An 18432-nucleotide genomic window follows, 5' to 3' on the forward strand; every position below is an offset into this window, starting at 1 on the left:
GGACTTGCCACCGCCGTCGCCTGGCCCGGTACGGGCCGTGGGGCCTGGTGGCCGGCGTGGTCCACGCCGCCGTCGTGATTGTTGTGGTTTTCCATTGTTGCCCCTCCTGTGTGGGGAAGTCTTCCCAAAGGAGGCCGCCAGGGCTGTCCTCAGGGTGGGAGTTGGACTACCTGCTGGTGAGGCTGTACCCGGCGGCGGCGACGGCGTCGCGGACGGATGCCACCGTGTGCGGCCCCGAGACGCTCAGGCGTGAGGTCCCGCCGGCGACGAGCTCGACGGCGGCTGATGTCACGCCGTCGAGCGCGGTGACTGCCTTTTCAACGGTCTGGACGCAGTGCCCGCACGTCAGGCCGGTGACGGAGTAGTCCGTCCCTTCTGCCTGGGGTGACGGCTGCTTCGCTGAAGGGGTGGAGCAGCAACTGCACCCTGCAGTTTCAGCTGCAACGATGGGCAGTTCGGTCCGGACCTGGGGTGCACGCATATCAGTTCTGTCCTTTTGCAAGAGAGGTGTGATGAGGTGCTGGGGTTGAACGGCTGTAAGGGCCGGAATTGCGCGGGCCTGGACAAACCACTTCACTGGCAACACCCCTGAGAATACCCCCATGGGGTATATTTTGCAATGTGCCGATGCCCACAGCTTTGGGGGAGCGGGCGGCCGTGCGCTCGCCTTACCGCCAGGACGGTCAGCCGTGGCTGGGTTCCCCGGTCACGGTGTGGTCGGCGTGATTCAGGCCTTCCAGGACAAGCCGGGCAAGGTGGCCGTCCGCGATGCTGTAGACCACCCGGCGACTGACTTTTTGCGTGCTGACGAGGCCGCTGAACCGGAGCTTGGCCAGGTGCTGGCTGACGGAGGTCCGGGAGGCGCCGGTGCGTTCCACCAGGGTGGTGACGTCCGCCGGTTCCTGGGTCAGGAGCCAGAGCACGTGCAGGCGGGTGGGATCGGAGAGCATCCGGAACGTGGCCGTCGCGGCATCCAGCCGGCGGGCATCGGGGAGCCTGGGGTGGTGAAGGCTCGGTGTGTTGACGGCTTGGGCCTCTGCCACCGGATCACCCCTTCCTGCTGGCCGGTTCTGAGCCGGTCCTGGAGGCAGCCGGCCAGAATTTCAGGGCCGCTGCTGTACTGATCATAGCCACCACCGCCAGGACTGCGGCGGCCGCGGGCTGGCCGGCGAAGGCGCCGATCCAGCCGGCTACCGGGTAGGTGATGATGAAGCACGCGTGGGACAGGGAGAACTGGGCGGTGAAGATGTAGGACCTGGTGCTTTCCGTCGCGGAGCGGCGCAGCAGCCGGGCCGACGGGGTGCTGATCATCGAGGTCCCCGCCCCCAGTGCAACCCAGAGCCCCAGCAGGATGGGCCACGGCCCGGCAGTGGCCAGCAGGACAAACGTGCCGGCGAGGCCAAGGCCAAGAAGCGCGGCTCCGGACATCATCAATGAACGGTCCGCGATTCGGTCCAGCGCCCTGGGTGCGCTGAGTGCTGCAGCCATCGAGCCGGCGCCGTAACAGGCCAGGGCGATGGCGACGTCGGCGTTGGATCCTGCGAACAGATCCCGGGCATAGACCACCGTGTTGACCAGCACCAAGGCTGTTGCGGCGGCCACGGCCAGATTCAATGCGAGGAGGCCGCGCAGTTCCGGCGTCTTCGCAAAGATCCGTGCCCCGAGGGTGGTTCGCCGCCAGAGCGATCCTTCCTGGCGGGCTGCCGGTGCTGCAGGCAGGCTGGTGGTCACCACCAGTCCCGCAGAGAACATAAAGCCTGTAACGGTGCCGAGGAAAAGTTCGTGGAACGAAAGGACGGACAGGAGTGCGGCGGCCAGGGCCGGGCTGATCAGGGATTCCAGGTCATACGCGAGGCGGGAGAGTGACAGTGCCCGCGTGTACTGCCGTTCGTCGGGCAGCACCACCGGGATCAGGGACTGGAAGGCGGGCGTGAACGTAGCCGAGGCGCTCTGAAGGACAAAGACCAGCACGTAGATTTGCCAGGCCTGATCCACCGCGGGCAGCATCAGCGCGATGGCTCCACGGGCCAGGTCCGCGGCCACCAGGACCGGCTTTTTTGGCAGCTTTTCCACCAGTGCCGCCATGACTGGCGCGACGAAGACGTAGGCCAGCATCTTTATGGTCAGTGCCGTTCCGAGCACGGCCCCGGCCTGCGCTCCTGCAAGGTCGAACGCCAGCAGTCCGAGGGCCACCGTCAGCAAACCGGTCCCCAGCAGCGCAACAATCTGGGCTGAGAAGAGCCTCCGGTAGGCGCGGACGGCCAGGACTTCGATCATGAGGACCCCCCAATCGAAACAATATGTGCGTACCTATGCACCTATTGTAGACGGCTAAACCCCAGTGCCGTGCAGGGCCAACCTCGAGCGGGGGCACAGGAAACTCTTGGTCACCAGCTCTATTTCCCGAATCTAGACTAAGACTTGCTTACTGTGCCCCTGTTTTTAGATAAAGATGTCTTTCTGTTCACTAGTGTTACGCGGGTCACAGAGAAGGAAGGACGCCGTAGCAATGACTGCAACAAAAGCACAAAACGTATCCCGCTCCTCAATAGGGGCCCTGCTTGCCTCAAACTCGTCCTGGACCGAGCTGAAACGGGCCGCCGGAGAACTGCAGCAGATCCAGGTGAAGGACGGCTCAATACCTGATCCGGGGGACCATGACCGCGCCCTGTACGAGGTCGCCACGATCACGGCTTCACTCAGGGATTTGGCCCCTTCGTTCCCGCACGATGCGGAGTATCTGGCCCGGCTCGAAGTTGACTTCGAGCGGTGGGCTGCCTCCTCGTTCGGGGTCCCGGACTTCCTGGATTCTCTGCTCGCATTCCAGCCACAGCAGCACCGAATCGACGGACTGCCGCATCTGGTGGTCTTCCCTATGTATACGCAGAACGGCAGCCCGAACCGCTTCGTGGAGGCCGTGCTGTTCGAAGTAGTGTGGCCGGAGTTCATCGCTGAACTCGAAGGTGCAGAGTATTCGAACCAGCTGTTCGTACCCATCCGCTTCATCGACTTCACACCAGGCTATGACACGAACTCGGCGGTGTTGTTTCCTGAGAGCGTAGCCGTCCGTGAAACCCCGCAGTTCACCTGGGGTGGTATTTTCGCGGATCGCGAGGCTGAGCGGTTCCGGAAGGTGGTGGCCGCAGCCAGCGACATCACGTCCCTCACTCTCCCCGACGGAGCGCGGCGGCTGCTTGAAGACCCGCAGCTGGCCATGGAAACCTTCGTGATGTGGGATCTGATCCATGACAGGACGCACATGCGCGGGGATCTGCCGTTTGATCCGTTCATGATCAAGCAGAGGATGCCGTACTTTCTCTACACCCTGGAAGAGCTGCGGTGCGATCTGGCGGCATTCCGTGAATCCGTCCGTATCGAGAGGGATGAGAACGCGCCGCCGGAGGCGCGAAACCACGCGAAACTCGTCCAGTATGCCGTCATCTTCGACCGGATTTTCCGGTTCGCGATGACAGGAAACCGGGTCCGTAATTACGACGGCCTTGGCGGTCAGCTCCTTTTCGCCTGGATGCACCAGCACAAGGTGCTTCATTGGACGGACTCGAAACTGTCCATCGACTGGTCGGAAGCGCCCGAGGTAGTTATCGAACTCGGGAAGCGGATCGAGGAGCTGTACTGGCGTTCAATTGATCGCCCGAAAACCGCTCACTGGCTTGCGGCTTATGAATTCATCAGCGCCACAGTCACCCCGAACCCCGCATCCCTCTGGGCCAAGGGGCCCGAGGCGCTGGCCCTTGACGGCCCTCCTCGGGGCCTGACCGACCAGGTGCTTGATGACGAGTTCCCACTTTCAATGTTCTACGAAGCACTGGAGAAAAAGATGAGAAACGTCATCGAATCCACGGCCGGAATTACCGGTGAGCCCAACGGCGGCAACAGCCGCAAGGACGCGGCATGATGGCTCCCGACGGACCCAGGACCGTCATGGTGGCCGGCTCCACCAGCGAGGCCGGGACCGCCGTCGTATCGGCCCTCAGTGGCGCCGGATTCCGCGTCGCCGCCGTGGACCTGGACACTGAACGCGTGCAAAACCTCGCACAGTCCTGGCCCAACGTCACCGGCTACACCTGCAACCTCGCAGAACCCGCGGCCGTCCGGGAACTGGCGTCCTCGGTCCGCCGGGACCTTGGACCCCTCGATGGCCTGATCCACCTGGTGGGCGGCTGGCGCGGCGGCGACGGCATACCGGGGCAGGAGGACTCCGACTGGGACTTTCTGCACACGAGCGTCCTGACGACACTGCGAAACACCAGCCGCGCCTTCTACGACGACCTTGAAAAGTCCCCGGCGGGCCGGCTGGCCATCGTGTCTGCCCAGGCAGCTGCCAATCCCTCAGCAGGTGGTGCCGCCTACGCAGCGATCAAGGCCGCTTCCGAGGCATGGACGCTGGCGGTGGCCGACGGCTTCCGCAGCTCACAATCCGGCAGCACGAACGACCAGCAACCGCAGCGGTCAGCTGCCGTCGTGTTCGTGGTCAAGGCCCTCGTCGACGACAAGATGAAGGCTGCCCAGCCCGACCGGAAATTCCCGGGATTCACCCATGTGAAGGATCTCGGAGCCGCTTCGGCCGCCCTGTTCAGCGGGTCCGCTGCCGAACTCAACGGTTCCCGCCTACCCCTGGTCTGATCTTTCACCTATCCCGACCCCGAAGCAGGTAGGGAGATCGACCAAGCGCCAGTACAGGCGCGCCTGCACGCAGACCGGCGTGCAGGCGGTCAGAAAACAATCCCATTCATGGGCCACACCAACCAAGAGGTAAACAATGTCGTTTTCTCCGTCCAAGAGGACAAAGGCGCTGGCGAGTCTCGCCATCGGCCTTCTTTCTCTGACCGGTTGCACCAATGCATCACAGACCTCGGGGGGAGCTGCCCCGGGTTCCACTGGCTTTGATCCCGCCTCTGTGGCCAGGGACGATGCCCTCGCCGCGAGCGTCCCTGAGGCCATCAGGAGCAAGGGCACCCTCACGGTGGGCGCCGACACAACGTACGCACCTGCCGAATCCCTGGGCGGCGCCGATGGCCAGACCCCGGTGGGCTACAACGTGGATTTCGCCAAGGCCATCGGTGCGACCCTCGGCCTGAAGGTCAGGGTCCAGACGTCGGAATTCACAGGAATCCTGCCCGCTCTCGGTGCCAAGTACGATCTGGGAATCTCCTCCTTCACAATCAACGCGGAGCGTCTGAAGGCCGTCAACATGGTCAGCTACTTCAATGCCGGCACGTTGTGGGCCGTCCAGAAGGGCAACCCGAAGAATTTCAGCGTCGATGACATCTGCGGCAAAATCGTGGGGGTGCAGACCGGCACCACCCAAGAGGACCCCGACGTCTCCGGCCGGTCCAAGGCATGCACGGATGCCGGAAAACCGGGCGTCAACGTTGTCACTTTGAAAACGCAGACAGATGTGACCACCCGTCTGGTGAACGGCAGCATCGACGCCATGGCCGCCGATTCCCCCATCATCGGCTATGCCCTCTCGCAGACCGGCGGCAAGCTGGAGGCCCTTGGCGATGTTTACGCTGCGGCACCGCAAGGAATCGCGGTCGCCAAGAGCGACACCGCCCTGTCCGAGCTCATGAAAAACGTCATGAACAAACTCATCAGCGACGGGACCTACGGGAAAATCCTGGACACATGGAGCAACACCAAGGGCGCCGTCACGAAGTCTGAAGTGAACCCGGCGGTAGGCAATTGAGTACCCTCGCACCCACCGATACCAGCGACCGCAGGACCGGTGCCGCGCACCGGAAACCGGAACTGATCGACGCCGTTCCGGTCCGCCATCCCGGCCGCTGGGCCGGCGCCGTCCTCATCCTGCTGTTCGCCGCGCTGCTGGGCCAGAGCCTGGTCACCAATACCAATTTCCGCTGGGACATCGTCGGCACCTATTTCATGGACGTGCTCGTCATCCAGGGCATCGGCTGGACGCTGCTGCTGACAGTCCTCTCGATGGTGATCGCCATCGTGCTGGCCATTCTCCTGGCCTTCATGCGCCAGTCAGATAATCCCCTGTTCCGCGGCGTGAGCTGGACCTGGGTCTGGTTCTTCCGCGGCACACCGGTCTACACCCAGCTGGTGTTCTGGGGCCTCATTTCCGTTCTTTATCCCAAGATCGCCCTGGGGATTCCGTTCGGACCGGAACTGTTCAGCTTCAGCACCCAGGACGTGATCACCGCCTTCATGGCAGCAATCCTGGGACTGGGGCTGAACGAGTCAGCCTATCTGGCCGAAATTTTCCGCGCCGGCCTGAAGTCCGTCGACTCCGGCCAGATGGAAGCCGCCGAGGCCCTGGGGATGCGCAAGTCCAAAATCATGTGGCGGATCATTCTGCCCCAGGCCATGCGCGTCATCGTGCCACCCACCGGCAATGAGACCATCGGGATGCTCAAGACCACCTCGCTGGTGCTCGCGGTGCCATTCACCCTGGACCTGACATTCGCAACCAACGGCATCGCCAACCGCAGCTACTTGCCCATTCCTTTGCTGATCGTGGCCGCCCTCTGGTACCTCGTGATCACCAGCATCCTGATGGTGGGCCAGTACTACGTTGAGCGCCACTTCGGAAAGGGCGTGGACAACATCGTCCCTGCCCCGGTCAAGCCGACCCCTGCGGCCGCCGCAGCCAAAGCACCCAAAATAGAGGATGAGCTACCGTGACCATCACCAACGACCTCATGACGAAGGAGACCCTCGTCCGGATTGACGGGGTCCACAAGTACTTCGGAGAGCACCATGTGCTCCGCGGGATCGACATGGCGGTCCGGCAGGGCGAGGTTTCCGTGCTGATCGGCCCGTCCGGGTCGGGGAAGTCCACGTTGCTGCGCTGCATCAACATGCTGGAAACCATCAGCGCCGGCCGGATCCACGTCCGCGAAGAACTGATCGGCTACCGCGAGTCCCGCGGCCGCCTGCATGACCTGACCATCAAAGAGATCGCCGCCCAGCGCAGGGAGATCGGCATGGTCTTCCAGCGCTTCAACCTCTTCCCGCACCGTACGGCGCTGCAGAACATCATCGAGGCGCCCACCCAGGTCAAGCGGCAATCCAAGGTGAAGGCCAGATCACGCGCGATGGAGCTTCTGGACCGTGTCGGTCTCGGCAACCATGCCAACCATTATCCCGCGCAGCTCTCGGGCGGCCAGCAGCAGCGCGTGGCCATCGCCCGTGCATTGGCGATGGAACCTGAACTGATGCTCTTCGACGAGCCGACCTCTGCCCTGGACCCGGAACTCGTGGGCGAAGTGCTCAGCGTGATGAAAGACCTGGCCAAGTCCGGCATGACCATGATCGTGGTGACCCACGAGATCGGCTTCGCGCGCGAGGTCGGAGACACCCTGACGTTCATGGACGGCGGCGTCGTCGTCGAAAGCGGCAACCCGCGTGACATCATCGCCAATCCGCAGCAGGCCCGCACCCAGGAGTTCCTCTCCAAGGTTCTCTGACGGCTCAACCCAGGCGGTCCGGGCGTGATGTGCGAAGCTGATCATGCCCGGACCGGCATTGGTGTCTACGGCCGGGTCACTCGAGCCACGTCTCGACAGTTGGGATGGCGTCGCCGGTGACGTGTTCCACGGTGCGAAGGCAACGATCGGATTAGCCTGAAGCCTCTGGAACAACGTCGTCTCCGACGGGGAGGCTCCGTCTACGTCGGCCACCTTCTGTGAGTATGCGCGGTCCGCGAGGCGGGCTGGGCAGCAACCCGCGCCCACCCGCGGAACAAAGACGGCTGGGGCGGCTGGAACCACGAAAACCCCGAAATCTCGCGGGTTGGGTCAACTGTAGTGACACAGATTTCATGATTTTGTCTCACTGCAGGTGACCCAAAGCGAAGAATCCCCGGGGCGTAACCGCGTCTGGCCGAACTACTGCAGGTCCCGGCCGGCAGACAGGCGGTGGAGGTGGTTCTCAGAGGTAGCTGCAGATGCGATCGGGATCGCAGCCCGCGGAGGTCCTGGCTGCGACGGTGGCGTGGAGCCCGGCGACGGCGGAACGGAGCGCCATCAGCTCGGCAATCTGGTTATCAAGGTCGGCCAGTTGCCGGGTGAGCAGACCCTGGACGTGGGTGCACGGAGTCTCTCCGGCGTCGCGGAGGGCCAGAATCTCCCGTATCTGCGCCAGTGCCAGTCCTGCTGCGCGCCCGCGGCGGATGAAATCAAGCCTTGTCACGGATTCCTGGTTGTAAGCCCGGTATCCGTTGCTGGAGCGCTTTGCCGCAGGCAGCAGCCCGCTTTCTTCATAGAAACGCAGGGTCTTCGCCGTCACGCCGGCCGCTGCCGCTGCCTCGCCTATGCGCATCATGAACCTCTATCTGTGGAGCCGCGAACCTGCTGGCTTGACATTACAGTGTAGGGGAAGGTTGAGAATGAGAGGCAGGCATCTGCCCTCAGCTGAGGGTGGGGGGCGAAAAGTCGCCGGGGCAGTGCCGGGTATCACGCGGACTGCCGGCGTCAGAACAAAGGGAGGGTTCATGACCGGGGCATCGGTTTTTGAGTATGATCTGGCCATCATCGGCTCCGGGGGCGGGGCGTTCGCCGCGGCGATACGGGCCACGAACCTGGGCAAGCGGGTGTTGATGGTCGAACGCGACACCGTGGGCGGGACATGTGTGAACACGGGGTGCATTCCTTCCAAGGCTCTGCTGGCTGCGGCGGAGGCCCGACACGTGGCCTTGGACGCGTCCGGGCGCTTCACGGGCATCAGCACCTCCGCCGCCCCGGTGGAGATGGCCCAGCTCGTCGAGGCCAAGCGGTCCCTGGTCGAGACCATGCGGGCGGAAAAGTACGTGGATCTGGCCGCCGAATACGGCTGGGAGGTCCGCCACGGCACGGCCGTGTTCGCCGGCACTCCGTCCGAGCCTGTCCTGGCGATCACCGCCCCCGATGGTGCCGGCACGACGGTGAGCGCCGAACACTATCTGGTGGCGACCGGCTCAGCCCCCTGGATCCCGCCGGTCCAGGGGCTGGCGGACGTGGAGTACCTGACCTCCACCAGTGCTATGGAACTGGACGAGGTGCCCGCATCCATGCTGGTTCTCGGCGGCGGGTACGTGGCGCTGGAACAGGCCCAGCTCTTCGCCCGGCTGGGAACGAAAGTGACCATGCTGGTCCGCTCCAGGCTGGCCTCGGCCGAGGAACCCGAAGCCGCCCACGCCCTGATGGGGGTTTTCGCTGATGAGGGAATCCGGGTCGTCCCCAGAGCCGCCGTGTCCTCCGTCCGCATCGATCCGGCCAGCGGGGACGCCGTCGCGACCGTTGCCGTGTCCGGAGGACAGGAGGAGTTCCGTGCCGCCCGGCTGCTCATCGCGACAGGGCGGCGCCCGGTCACGGAGGCACTTAACCTGGACGCCGTCGGCGTCGCAACAGGGGACCGTGGCCAGATCCTGGTTCAGGCCACGCTTCGTAGCACCAACCCCAGGATCTGGGCCGCCGGTGACGTGACTGGCCACCGTGAGTTCGTATACGTCGCGGCCGCCCACGGAACGCTGATGGTGGAGAACGCGTTCAACCATGCCGGCCGTGAGGTGGACTACCGGAACCTACCCAGGGTCACGTTCACCGGCCCCGCCCTGGCAGCCGTGGGGATGACCGACATGGAAGCCAGCCAGGCAGGCATCAGGTGCACCTGTCGGGTCCTGCCCCTGCAATACGTCCCCCGCGCCCTGGTGAACCGTGACACCCGGGGCTTCATCAAGATGGTCGCCGATGCCGATACCGGACGGATACTCGGCATCACCGCGGTCGGCAAGGAAGCCGGGGACATCGCCGCCGCCGGGGTCTACATCCTTGAGGCCGCCATGACCGTCGAGCAGGTCGCGAATCTCTGGAGCCCCTACCTGACCATGGCCGAAGGCATCAAAATCACCGCGCAGTCGTTCACCACCGACGTCTCCAAACTCTCGTGCTGCGCCGCCTGATCGCTTGTGCCAGCCGGGAACGTGGACTTCGGCGCGCGTTGGTTTGACCCGGCCTTGAATTCCGCACTTACGCAACTCATTTGTTCACAGGTGCCTTCATCATTTGCTACGCATCCCGCGAGGCTCACCGATGCAGTTGGCGGTGATCATGCCGTGTTTCGGGCCATCGTCCTGAGCGCGGCTGCGTTCTGGACGGTGAACAGTGATTGCGGAGGGATTGCCGGCCTGGGATAACTTCACCTGACCCGGTCGCGTCGGGATCGGTGAGCTGGGTGATTCTTCAGGCGTGGCGTTGCCCTTCTTGCCGGAAGGATGCTTATATCTTCAGCTCTGCGGCGGCGAAGGAGACGGCGAATCGCGCACACCAAATACTGACCGAGCTGTAGTCGCCCAGCACCGTCCCGGGCGGGATCTCGTAGTTCTGATCGCCCTTGTTGGCTTTGAGTAAGCCCAGGTCCAGGTATGCCCCGTCGTCGAAGACATGCCAACCGGCCGTTCCCTCAATCACTGGGGCGTCGCTGAGCCATACCCGAAGGTCCGGGCCATCGGAAGTATCAAGGCCTTCGAACCGGAGGACCCGTCTCCCGTCGGGGAGCTCGAGGATTGCTCCGTAACGGCCCTTATGGCTCCTCAAAAGGGCCGTTACGGAGCAATCGATGGTGATGTGACGCCGGAGCCGGCGGAAATCTTGCACACGATCCAGAATCCGGCTAATCTGTGAGACGTGTCACGGACAAAATGGCACATGCTTTTGATCTGCGGCGGGAGAGTCCTGCCGGTACGTTCAGCAGGCGCCGTAGGAGCAAATCCTCTCCGGGAATCTCTCAGGCCCACGTACCGCCGCGGTTAGGCAACTCTGGAAAGTAGTCCGGCAACGGGCTCACCGACGGTGCAAGCGTCACCCTGCGGCAAGCAGGTGGGTGCGGAAACTCTCAGGTCCGATACAGAGCGGGGAGGAACCCGAATCAATGTGGCGTACCCAGCGCGCCACCTGAATTATGGAGTTCCTTCATGACCATCCAGTCGTCCCCTTCCACCTTTGCCGATCGGCATATTGGTGCGCGCCGCCAGGCCGATATTGACACCATGCTCAAGGCCGTTGGCTATGACAGCGTTGACGGCCTCGTGGACGTTGCCGTCCCCGACTCCATCCGCCAGGCCAAGCCGCTGGCACTTAAGGACGCCCTCAGCGAGGTCGAGGTCCTTGCCGCGCTGCGGAAGCTCGCGGCGAAGAACAAGACGGCTGTCCAGATGATCGGCCAGGGTTACTACGACACCGTGACGCCCGCGGTCATCCGCCGGAACATCCTCGAAGCCCCGGCCTGGTACACCGCGTACACCCCGTACCAGCCGGAGATTTCGCAGGGCCGGCTTGAGGCTTTGCTGAACTTCCAGACCATGGTCCAGGACCTGGTGGGCCTGCCCATCGCGAACGCGTCGCTGCTGGACGAAGCCACGGCCGTCGCTGAGGCCGTCCTCATGATGCGCCGGGCCAACAAGAACAAGGAGGCCCGGGACGGCAAGACCGTCCTGGATGCTGACTGCCTGCCGCAGACCATCGCGATCGTTAAGGGCCGCGCCGAGGCCCTCGGGTTCGAGGTGGAGGTCGCTGACCTGTCGAAGGGCCTGCCCGACGGTGTCATCAACGGCATCGTGCTGCAGCAGCCGGGCGTGTCCGGCCGGGTCTTTAACCACGCCGCAGTGATCGCGGCTGCCAAGGAGCGCGGCGCGCTCGTGACCGTTGCCGCCGACCTGCTGGCGCTGACGCTGATCACCCCTCCCGGGGAGCAGGGCGCGGACATCGCCGTCGGCTCCACCCAGCGCTTCGGTGTGCCGCTGTTCTTCGGCGGCCCGCACGCCGCGTACATGGCAGTGGCAAAGGGCCTGGAGCGGTCCATGCCCGGCCGCCTCGTCGGAGTGTCCAAGGACGACGCCGGGACTCCCGCGTACCGTCTGGCGCTGCAGACCCGTGAGCAGCACATCCGCCGCGAGAAGGCCACGTCCAACATCTGCACCGCGCAGGCGCTGCTGGCCATCGTCTCCTCGTTCTACGCCGTCTACCACGGCCCCGACGGCCTCAAGGCCATCGCCGAGAAGGTCCACCACAACGCCCGCACCCTGGCAACCACGCTGAAGGTCGCCGGCCGCGACCTGGTCACCGAGACCTTCTTCGACACCGTCACGGTCCGCGTCCCGGGCAAGGCCGCCAAGGTCATCGCCGCCGCCGAAGCGCGCGGCATCAACCTGCGCCACATCGACGAGGACACCATCGGCGTCTCAGCCGATGAAACCACGACGACGGATGTCCTCTCCGCCATCGCCGTCGCCTTCGGCGCCGGTCCGGTTGTGGACGCGAAGGGCTTTGAACTGCCCGACTCGGTGCTCCGCACGTCCGAGTACCTGCAGCACCCCGTGTTCAACACGCACCGTTCCGAGACCCAGCTGCTGCGTTACATCCGCAGGCTTTCGGATCGGGATCTGGCGCTGGACCGCACCATGATTCCGCTTGGTTCCTGCACCATGAAGCTGAACGCCACGGCCGAGATGGAGGCCATTTCCTGGCCGGAGTTCGCCTCCATCCACCCGTTCGCCCCGGACTCCCAGACCGTGGGCTGGCGTGAACTGATCAGCGGGCTGGAAGCTGACCTCGCGGAAATCACCGGTTACGACCAGGTGTCCCTGCAGCCGAACGCCGGATCGCAGGGTGAGCTTGCGGGCCTGCTGGCGATCCGCGGCTACCACCTGTCCCGCGGCGATGACCAGCGCACGGTCTGCCTGATCCCGGCTTCGGCCCACGGCACCAACGCCGCCTCCGCCGTCCTGGCCGGCATGAAGGTCGTTGTGGTCGCCACCGCGGCGGACGGCAGCATCGACCACGCGGACCTGAACGCCAAGATCGAGGCCAACAAGGACGTCCTCTCGGCGATCATGATCACCTACCCCTCCACCCACGGCGTCTACGACGCCGACGTCACCGAAATCTGCGACGCCGTGCACGCTGCCGGCGGCCAGGTGTACGTGGACGGCGCCAACCTGAACGCCCTCGTGGGCCTGGCACAGCCGGGCAAGTTCGGCGGCGACGTCTCGCACCTGAACCTGCACAAGACCTTCTGCATCCCGCACGGCGGCGGCGGACCCGGTGTTGGCCCGGTCGCAGCCAAGGCCCACCTCGCGCCGTTTATGCCGGGTGATGCCAACAAGGCAGCCCACGAAGCGGGCCACGGCGTGGCCATCTCGGCGTCCAACTACGGCTCCGCCGGCGTCCTGCCGATCTCCTGGGCCTATGTGAAGCTGATGGGTGCCGAGGGCCTGACCGAGGCCACGAAGTCGGCGCTGCTGGCGGCGAACTACGTCGCGGCCCGGCTGAACGAGTACTTCCCGGTCCTTTACACGGGTGAGGGCGGTCTGGTGGCGCATGAGTGCATCCTGGACCTGCGTGATCTGACGGCCAGGACCGGCGTCACGGCCGAGGATGTGGCCAAGCGCCTGATCGACTACGGTTTCCATGCCCCCACCCTGGCGTTCCCGGTTGCGGGCACGCTGATGGTGGAGCCCACCGAGTCCGAGGATCTGGTGGAGATCGACCGGTTCATCGACGCGATGATCACCATCCGGAAGGAAATCGACCAGGTGGCCAACGGCGACTTCACCGTGGAGAACAGCCCGCTGCGCCACGCACCCCACACCGCGTCCGCCGTCGTCACCTCCGACTGGACCCGCGAGTACCCGCGTGAGCAGGCCGCCTTCCCGGTCCACCACCTCAAGCAGGACAAGTACTTCCCGCCCGTCGGCCGCATCGACGGCGCCGGCGGGGACCGCAACCTGATCTGCTCTTGCCCGCCCATCGAAGAATTCGCGAACTAGTTTCCTCCCGGTGGTTGAGCTTGTCGAAACCCCTGGATCTTTACAAGCTCGACCACCGGGGCTCGATCTCCTGTAGGTATGAAAGGCTTTCACAATGACTGAGAACTACACCGCTCTCTACGAAGAGCACAAGAAACTCGGCGCTTCCTTCACCGATTTCGGTGGCTGGCAGATGCCCCTGAAGTACAGCTCCGAGCTGGCCGAGCACCACGCGGTGCGCAACGCTGCCGGCCTGTTCGACCTCTCCCACATGGGCGAAGTCTGGGTCTCCGGCCTGGAAGCCGGCGCGTTCCTGGACTACGCACTCGTGGGCAAGCTCTCCGCCATCGCGGACGGGAAAGCCAAGTACTCACTCATCTGCAACGCCGACGGCGGCATCATCGATGACCTCATTGTCTACCGTTTCGGCGACGAGAAGTACCTCGTGGTCCCCAACGCGGGCAACGCACCCACCGTCGCCGTCGCCCTGGCCGAACGCGCCGTGGCTTTCAACGTGAAGGTGGAGGACGACTCCGCCATCACCTCGCTGATCGCGGTCCAGGGCCCCAAGGCCGAGGCCATCCTGCTCAAGCTGACCGATGCTGCCCAGCATGCGCTGGTCACCGACCTGAAGTACTACGCGTTCAACGAGCTCACCGTTGCCGGCCACAGCGTCATCCTGGCCCGCACCGGGTACACGGGCGAGGACGGCTTCGAGCTCTTCGTAGCGAACGACGGCGCCGCCTCCCTGTGGGCGTCCGTCGCCGAAGCCGGGGCTGAGTTCGGCATTGTTCCGTGCGGCCTCGCCTCACGCGATTCGCTCCGCCTCGAAGCCGGCATGCCGCTGTACGGCAACGAACTGTCGCTCGAACGGTCACCGTTCGACGCCGGCCTGGGTGGCGTTGTGGCGCTCAAGAGCAAGGAAGGCGACTTCGTGGGCCGCTCCGCCCTGGAAACTGCCAAGGAAGCCGGATCAAAGCGTAAGCTGGTTGGCTTGAAGGGACTGGGCCGTCGCGCCGGCCGCGGGCACTACCCGGTGCTCAAGGACGGCGCCGTGGTTGGCGAAGTCACCTCCGGCCAGCCCAGCCCTACCCTCGGCTACCCGGTGGCGATGGCCTATGTCGACGTCGAGCACGCCGAGATTGGCACCGCCCTGGACATCGATCTGCGCGGCAAGGCAGAGTCTTTCGAGGTTGTCGCCCTGCCGTTCTACAAGCGCCAAAAGTAACCACAGTGCGGTGGTTGAGCCTGTCGAAACCCCTGGATCTCGACAGGCTCGATCACCGGGGCTGCCGGATGCCAGCCCCGACACCCCTGAACGCTCTCTCACTTGTTGCGGTGTTTGGGCGGACGCTCTCTCACTTTTGAACACGAAACGTAAGGATTGATTCACATGGCTAAGGTTGCCGCTGAACTGAAGTACTCCGCCGAGCACGAGTGGATTGCCTTTGATGGCTCTGGGCCGTCCGTTGTTGGCGTGTCCGCTGTTGCCGCTGAGGCCCTGGGCGACATCGTCTACGTGGACCTGCCCGAGGTTGGCTCCACTGTGACCGCAGGGGAGACCTGCGGCGAGATCGAGTCCACCAAGTCCGTTTCTGACCTTTACTCCCCGGTGACGGGCGAGGTCACGGAAATCAACGAAGACGCCGTCGGCGATCCCGCACTGATCAACTCCGATCCGTACGGTGCCGGCTGGCTGTTCAAGGTCACCGTTGAGTCAGAGGGTCCGCTGCTGTCCGCCCAGGAATACGCCGAAGTAAACGGTGGCGAGCTGTGAGCACGGCCGCTGAAACCGCAGTCTTCGAGCAGGTAGTCTCCGCGAGCCTGGACACCGACCTGTCGGTGCTGGACCCGGAGATCGCCGTCAAGATCGACGACGAACTGCGCCGCCAGCGTAATGGCCTGGAAATGATCGCCTCCGAGAACCACACGGCTGTTGCCGTGATGCAGGCGCAGGGCTCGGTCCTGACCAACAAGTACGCCGAGGGCTACCCGGGCAAGCGCTACTACGGTGGCTGCGAGCACGTGGACGTCATCGAGCAGCTGGCCATCGACCGCGTCAAGGCCCTGTTCGGTGCCGAGTTCGCCAACGTGCAGCCGCACTCCGGCGCCCAGGCCAACGCCTCGGTCATGCACGCGCTGATCAAGCCGGGCGATACCATCATGGGCCTGAACCTGGCCCACGGCGGCCACCTGACGCACGGCATGAAGATCAACTTCTCCGGCAAGCTCTACAACGTGGTCCCGTACCAGGTCCGCGAAGACACCCATACCATTGACATGGCCGAGGTGGAGCGCCTGGCGCTGGAGCACAAGCCGCAGCTGATCGTCGCCGGCTGGTCGGCCTACGCCCGCCAGCTGGACTTCGCCGAATTCCGCCGGATCGCCGACCTGGTGGGTGCCTTCCTGATGGTGGACATGGCGCACTTCGCCGGTCTGGTGGCAGCTGGCCTGCACCCGAGCCCGGTGCCGCACGCCCACGTCACCACGTCCACCACGCACAAGACCCTCGCCGGTCCGCGCGGCGGCATCATCCTCTCCAACGACGCCGCGATCGCCAAGAAGATCAACTCGGCTGTCTTCCCCGGACAGCAGGGCGGCCCGCTGGAGCACGTCATCGCCGGCAAGGCCGTGGCCTTCAAGATCGCGGCAACGCCGGAGTTCAAGGAACGCCAGGAGCGCGTCCTCGCCGGCGCCAGCATCCTGGCCGACCGCCTGGTCCAGCCGGACGTCACCGCCAAGGGCATCAACGTGATCTCCGGCGGCACTGACGTGCACCTGGTCCTGGTTGACCTGCGCGACTGCGAGTTGGACGGCCAGCAGGCCGAGGACCGCCTCGCAGCAATTGACATCACCGTCAACCGCAACGCCGTGCCGTTCGACCCGCGCCCTCCGATGGTCACCTCCGGCCTCCGGATCGGCACCCCCGCGCTGGCCACCCGTGGTTTCGGCGTGGCAGCCTTCCGTGAAGTTGCGGACATCATCGCCGAGGCATTGATTGCCGACGCCGACGCGGATCTTTCCGGCCTGCGTCACCGGGTGGAGGCACTCGCCGCCGCGCACCCGCTGTACCCCGGGGTCTAACCCACCCGCCCGGTTTCGACAGGCTCAACCACCGGGAACCGCATTACCAATACTTAGTTAGGAAACGCACATGGCCGTTGGAGTCTTTGATTTGTTCTCCGTCGGGATCGGGCCGTCGAGCTCTCACACTGTGGGGCCGATGCGCGCTGCCGCGGTGTTCGCCGAGGAGCTTAAGGGCTCCGGCAGCCTGGACAGGGTGGCGGGGCTGAGGGTGGACCTCTACGGGTCGCTGGCGGCGACGGGCCACGGCCACGGCACCATGACGGCCATCCTGCTGGGCCTGGAGGGTTTCCACCCCGAAAAGATCCTGCCGGCCGAGGTGGAGGAGCGGCTCGCCGCGATCGCCGAAACCGGCACCCTCCAGCTCGCCGGTTCCGTCCCCCTGCCGTACGGCGTCAAGGACATGGTCCTGCGCCCGTTGACTGTCCTGCCGCGGCACACCAACGGCATGACGTTCACGGTCACTGACGAGGCAGGCGAAGTCCTCCACAAGGCCACGTTCTTCTCCGTCGGCGGCGGCTTCATTGTCCGAGAGGGTGAAGAGGACGCGGCGCTGAAGGAACTCGACGAGTCCAAGAAGGAACTGCCGCTCCCGTTCCGCACCGCAGCGGAGTTGCTGGGCCGGTGCCAGTCCAAGGGCCTGTCGATCGGCGAGGTCATGTTCGTGAATGAGCTTGCCTCCCGGTCGGAGGCGGAAATCCGCGAGGGCCTGCTGCACATCTACTCCGTGATGGAGGAGTGTGTGGCAACCAGCCTCAAGCGTGAGGGGCTGCTGCCCGGCGGGCTGAAGGTCCGCCGTCGTGCTCCGGACTGGCATGAGCGGCTGGAGAAGGAGGACAAGGACCGGGACGCGAAGTACTGGCAGGAATGGGTGAACCTCATCGCCCTGGCAGTGAACGAGGAGAATGCGTCCGGCGGCCGGGTTGTCACGGCACCCACCAACGGTGCTGCGGGGATCATCCCGGCAGTCCTGTACTACGCACTGCATTTCGCACCCGGGATGGACAAGGCCACGCAGGAAGACCGCGACGACGTTGTGGTCAAGTTCCTGCTCACGGCCGGTGCCATCGGGGTGCTGTACAAGGAACAGGCATCCATTTCGGGTGCCGAGGTGGGCTGCCAGGGCGAGGTGGGGTCGGCGTCGTCGATGGCGGCCGGCGCCCTCGCCGAGGTCATGGGCGGCACACCCCAGCAGGTGGAAAACGCTGCGGAGATCGCGATGGAACACAACCTGGGCCTGACCTGCGATCCGATCGGCGGGCTGGTCCAGGTGCCGTGCATCGAACGCAACGCGATCGCGGCGGCGAAGGCCATCAACGCCGCGAAGATGGCGCTCTGGGGCGACGGGACGCACCGCGTGTCCCTGGACGAAGTGATCGTGACCATGCGCGAGACCGGCAGGGACATGAGCTCCAAATACAAGGAAACAGCCATGGGCGGCCTCGCCGTCAACGTCGTGGAATGCTAAGGGAAGAGAACTGATGACACTGGCACCAGAAGGCCGGAAGCTGCTGCGCGTTGAGCAGCGCAACTCTGCAGTACCTGTGGAGCGGAAGCCGGAGTGGATCAAGGCCAAG

16 protein-coding genes and 1 riboswitch are annotated in these 18432 nt (G+C 64.7%); of the genes, 11 read left to right on the forward strand and 5 right to left on the reverse strand.

Features of this window, described 5'->3' with window-relative positions:
- Positions 1-166 precede the first annotated feature (166 nt).
- From ACVWY0_RS21215 to ACVWY0_RS21225, 3 genes are all read right to left on the reverse strand, one after another.
- Positions 167-481: a heavy-metal-associated domain-containing protein gene (locus ACVWY0_RS21215; RefSeq protein WP_485838447.1), complete on the reverse strand. Its 315-nt coding sequence runs from the start codon at positions 479-481 to the stop codon at positions 167-169.
- 202 nt (positions 482-683) lie between these two features.
- A complete protein-coding gene (locus ACVWY0_RS21220; RefSeq protein ID WP_160673899.1) occupies positions 684-1043 on the reverse strand; it encodes an ArsR/SmtB family transcription factor in 360 nt (119 codons plus the stop codon).
- 4 nt (positions 1044-1047) lie between these two features.
- Complete coding sequence (locus ACVWY0_RS21225; protein ID WP_485838448.1) at positions 1048-2277, reverse strand: MFS transporter; 1230 nt, start codon at positions 2275-2277, stop codon at positions 1048-1050.
- 232 nt (positions 2278-2509) lie between these two features.
- Between ACVWY0_RS21225 and ACVWY0_RS21230 the strand changes: the two genes are divergently transcribed.
- The 5 genes from ACVWY0_RS21230 to ACVWY0_RS21250 all read left to right on the forward strand — a co-directional run bounded on the left by ACVWY0_RS21230 (position 2510) and on the right by ACVWY0_RS21250 (position 7457).
- On the forward strand, positions 2510-3916 hold the full coding sequence (locus ACVWY0_RS21230; RefSeq protein WP_485838449.1) for a DUF6421 family protein: 1407 nt from the start codon (positions 2510-2512) through the stop codon (positions 3914-3916).
- A complete protein-coding gene (locus tag ACVWY0_RS21235) occupies positions 3913-4644 on the forward strand; it encodes an SDR family NAD(P)-dependent oxidoreductase (RefSeq protein ID WP_485838450.1) in 732 nt (243 codons plus the stop codon). Before ACVWY0_RS21230 ends, ACVWY0_RS21235 begins: the two co-directional genes overlap by 4 nt.
- Positions 4645-4918: 274 nt before the next feature.
- On the forward strand, positions 4919-5710 hold the full coding sequence (locus tag ACVWY0_RS21240) for an ABC transporter substrate-binding protein (protein WP_485838451.1): 792 nt from the start codon (positions 4919-4921) through the stop codon (positions 5708-5710).
- Complete coding sequence (locus ACVWY0_RS21245) at positions 5707-6672, forward strand: amino acid ABC transporter permease (protein WP_485838452.1); 966 nt, start codon at positions 5707-5709, stop codon at positions 6670-6672. Before ACVWY0_RS21240 ends, ACVWY0_RS21245 begins: the two co-directional genes overlap by 4 nt.
- Positions 6673-6689: 17 nt before the next feature.
- Positions 6690-7457, forward strand: coding sequence for an amino acid ABC transporter ATP-binding protein (locus ACVWY0_RS21250; protein ID WP_485838459.1), 768 nt, complete (start codon positions 6690-6692; stop codon positions 7455-7457).
- Positions 7458-7920: 463 nt separating this feature from the next.
- Here ACVWY0_RS21250 and ACVWY0_RS21255 read toward each other — a convergent pair whose 3' ends face one another.
- The gene (locus tag ACVWY0_RS21255; protein ID WP_485838460.1) at positions 7921-8310 is read right to left on the reverse strand and encodes a heavy metal-responsive transcriptional regulator; all 390 of its coding nucleotides are present in this window, start codon (positions 8308-8310) and stop codon (positions 7921-7923) included.
- 172 nt (positions 8311-8482) lie between these two features.
- Between ACVWY0_RS21255 and merA the strand changes: the two genes are divergently transcribed.
- Positions 8483-9928, forward strand: coding sequence for a mercury(II) reductase (gene merA / locus ACVWY0_RS21260; RefSeq protein ID WP_485838453.1), 1446 nt, complete (start codon positions 8483-8485; stop codon positions 9926-9928).
- A 316-nt stretch (positions 9929-10244) separates the two neighbouring features.
- Here the strand turns inward: merA and ACVWY0_RS21265 are convergent, their stop codons facing one another.
- The gene (locus ACVWY0_RS21265; protein WP_485838454.1) at positions 10245-10622 is read right to left on the reverse strand and encodes a DM13 domain-containing protein; all 378 of its coding nucleotides are present in this window, start codon (positions 10620-10622) and stop codon (positions 10245-10247) included.
- Between the two features lie 58 nt (positions 10623-10680).
- Positions 10681-10778, forward strand: a riboswitch (glycine riboswitch).
- A gap of 161 nt (positions 10779-10939) precedes the next feature.
- On the opposite strand from ACVWY0_RS21265, the gene gcvP reads away from it, so the two are divergent.
- The 5 genes from gcvP to ACVWY0_RS21290 all read left to right on the forward strand — a co-directional run bounded on the left by gcvP (position 10940) and on the right by ACVWY0_RS21290 (position 18323).
- Positions 10940-13792 carry an aminomethyl-transferring glycine dehydrogenase gene (gene gcvP, locus ACVWY0_RS21270; protein WP_485838455.1) on the forward strand — a complete coding sequence of 951 codons (2853 nt, stop codon included), beginning with the start codon at positions 10940-10942 and terminating at the stop codon, positions 13790-13792.
- Between the two features lie 94 nt (positions 13793-13886).
- Complete coding sequence (gcvT, locus tag ACVWY0_RS21275; protein ID WP_485838456.1) at positions 13887-14999, forward strand: glycine cleavage system aminomethyltransferase GcvT; 1113 nt, start codon at positions 13887-13889, stop codon at positions 14997-14999.
- Positions 15000-15164: 165 nt separating this feature from the next.
- Entirely contained in the window at positions 15165-15548 is a 384-nt protein-coding gene (gcvH, locus tag ACVWY0_RS21280; protein ID WP_058931449.1) for a glycine cleavage system protein GcvH, read from the forward strand.
- Positions 15545-16855, forward strand: a complete 1311-nt coding sequence (gene glyA, locus ACVWY0_RS21285) for a serine hydroxymethyltransferase (RefSeq protein WP_485838457.1) — start codon at positions 15545-15547, stop codon at positions 16853-16855. Before gcvH ends, glyA begins: the two co-directional genes overlap by 4 nt.
- A 70-nt stretch (positions 16856-16925) precedes the next feature.
- Entirely contained in the window at positions 16926-18323 is a 1398-nt protein-coding gene (locus ACVWY0_RS21290) for an L-serine ammonia-lyase (protein WP_485838458.1), read from the forward strand.
- Positions 18324-18432 lie beyond the last annotated feature (109 nt).

Source organism: Arthrobacter sp. UYNi723 (genome assembly GCF_054057635.1).